Source organism: Pseudonocardia sp. NPDC049154 (assembly GCF_040648315.1).
Lineage (GTDB): Bacteria > Actinomycetota > Actinomycetes > Mycobacteriales > Pseudonocardiaceae > Pseudonocardia.
On record NZ_JBEZDN010000252.1, the window covers coordinates 1 to 2350 of the forward strand.

Annotated in this window: 2 protein-coding genes and 1 pseudogene; all 3 read right to left on the bottom strand. The window is 74.6% G+C overall.

Going from position 1 to position 2350, the window contains the following annotated elements:
- Positions 1-60 precede the first annotated feature (60 nt).
- The gene (locus tag AB0B41_RS43070; protein ID WP_358213002.1) at positions 61-486 is read right to left on the bottom strand and encodes a hypothetical protein; all 426 of its coding nucleotides are present in this window, start codon (positions 484-486) and stop codon (positions 61-63) included.
- Positions 487-702: 216 nt separating this feature from the next.
- Positions 703-1962, bottom strand: a complete 1260-nt coding sequence (locus AB0B41_RS43075; protein ID WP_358213003.1) for an erythromycin esterase family protein — start codon at positions 1960-1962, stop codon at positions 703-705.
- Positions 1963-2150: 188 nt separating this feature from the next.
- Positions 2151-2350: pseudogene (locus AB0B41_RS43080) on the bottom strand (hypothetical protein); the annotation flags it as partial.

A 2350-nucleotide genomic window follows, 5' to 3' on the forward strand; every position in this document is an offset into this window, starting at 1 on the left:
GAGGGCCGCTCGGGCGCCTCCGGCGTCGCCGGCGTGCGGTCCCGCGGGGACCGACGGGTCCTACTGGATGGAGAACTCGCCGCTCGGGTCCACGGCCGGCTCCTCGGTGGCGGTCGGCGCCGGCCCGTCGGTCGGCGTGGCCGGGGGGTTCAGCACGCTCAGGATCGGCCCCAGCACGTCCGGCGCCCCGGTCGGCGCGGGCAGCGGGGAGCGCGGGATGCCGCCCGGGCCGAGCGGGCCGTCGTGGGCGGGGCCGCGGGCGCCGTCGCAGCAGTTGTCGTGCTTCTTGTGCTTCTTGTGGTGGCCGTCGTGATCACCCTTGTGGTGATCGCCGTCGTGACCGTCCTTGTCGGCCTTCTCGCTGTGGCCGCCCTTCTCCGCGTGGCCGTCGTAGCCAACGTCGCCGGCGAACGCCAGGCCCGGCGTGATCACCGCGAGGGGCAGGACAGCCGCACCGACCAGCGCGGCGCGAGTCGTCGTGCGCATGAGGAGCTCCTCTTCGTCCGTCCGGGGACCTCGTCGTCACGCCTCCTCGTGCGGCGGCGGTGCCGGCGAGCGTCATCGGGTCCAACGGCCGCCGGTCGGGACGGGCGCGGGGCTCCACACGAAGGAGTGAGCGCGGTCACCGGCCCGCGGCGCGGGTCCCTCGCCGCCGCACGTGCGTGTGCTGACGGCGACGCCCGGGCGCGGCCCGGGCCCCGATCACCGCAGCACACCCCCGGGTTCGGGGTGGGGTGGCCTCGTGCGGGGGCCGACGCCGTGGACGAAGAGGATCTCGTCGACCTCGGCGAGCAGGGTGTCGTCGACCGGGAAGTAGGCCGGGTTCGCGGAGGTGCGGAGGGCGGTGGGCCTCGGGACCGCCGCCGCGGACAGGAGGTGGTTCCCGGGCGGCAGGGCGCGCTGGAGGGTGCCTTCGACGGTGTCCGGCGGCGGCGTCGGGATGCCGTGTTGGGGGGCCTCGCCGAGGACGCACGCGATGGTGCGGTAGCCGTCGCCGACCCGGTCCGCGAGGTGCGCCCCGGCGGGCTGCCAGCGAAGGGTCATCGGGCCGAGCGTCATCCCGGTGGTGCCGGTGCGCAGATGCTGGTTGTGGGCGAACACGAGGGTGGGGCCGTGGACCGCGATCGCCTCGAGGTTGTCCGCCATCGCCGTGTCGCGGAGGGTGGCGAGGCGATCCCAGCGGTGCTCGGTGTCCTGCGCCATGACCTGGTGGTAGGCGAGCAGGTCCGCGGCGGTGCGAGCGGCGAGGAGGGCGTCCTCGAACACGGCCGGATCGACGACCGGCCGCAGGCGCGGGGCCTCGCCGCGGAGGGTCCGACGCAGGTCGTCCGTGATCGCACGCAGGTCGCGGACCCGGGGCTCGCCGCCGACCGAGCGGGCAGGGTCCATCGCTGCGGCCGCGTCCTCCCACGGCTCGTCGGCGCCGAGCAGCCGGTCGAGCGTGTCCCACGGAGGGAGGTCGGCCTCGTCGCCGACGTGGGCGCGCAGGAAGCCGTGCAGCAGTCGGAGGGCCGGGCGCGGGCTGGGCGCCGCCATCATCTCGACGGCCGCGTCGAAGCCCGCGAACCGGAGGCGTGGCGTGTCGGTGCGGTGCCGGTTCTGCTCGCGCATCCAGCGGACCAGCGCCCGGTTGGCGGGGGAGGCGCCGAAGCCGTGGGTGAAGCCGGCGGTCATGACCTCGTCCTCCGGGCCCTCGGCCCCTGCGACGTACCCGTCGACGACGCGGCCGTGCCAGGCGCTGCTCTCCAGGGCGATCGAGGTGAAGCCCGCGCGCTCGACCAGGGCGGCGAAGACGGCGTTGCGCAGGAGGCCGAACTCCTCCTCGCCGTGCATCGGCTCCCCGAACCCGAGCAGCCGTGGTGGGTGCGGCAGGTCGGCGATCCGTGCGGCGACGGCGTGGGCCAGCGGCCCGTGTTCGTCGCTGTTCGCGCTGGCGAGGGGAGTGGGCACGCTGGTGGTCATGCGGGGTCCTTCCGGGCTGCGGGTGGGCGCGTGACCACCTCGACCGTATCGCTGAACCACGATGTTGAAGGTTGCCGAGCGCGTACCGCGACGACCGCCGTCACGCCTTCAACCGCACGGTGAGCTGAACGACGGCAGCCAGGGGCAGCCGTCCGGTCCGCGGGTTCGTGGTCTGCCGTGCCGGACGGCTACGCGAACTCGACGACTCGTGCCTTCTCGGGTTCCCGCCCGAGGTCCCACGTCCGTGGACGGCTTCGTGGTCTCTGCTCGGGGTCGATCCAGACCGGCGGAACGAACTCCGGGATCCCGTCGCGCAGGCGCACGACCCAGTCGGTGGAGTGGATCTGGCGGTGGTGGGCCTTGCAGAGCATCACCAGGTTGCCCAGGG

Bases quoted from the DNA above. Each gene is read 5' to 3' on its own strand.
- AB0B41_RS43075 (WP_358213003.1), bottom strand. From the start codon at position 1,962: ATGACCACCAGCGTGCCCACTCCCCTCGCCAGCGCGAACAGCGACGAA.
- AB0B41_RS43070 (WP_358213002.1), bottom strand. From the start codon at position 486: ATGCGCACGACGACTCGCGCCGCGCTGGTCGGTGCGGCTGTCCTGCCC.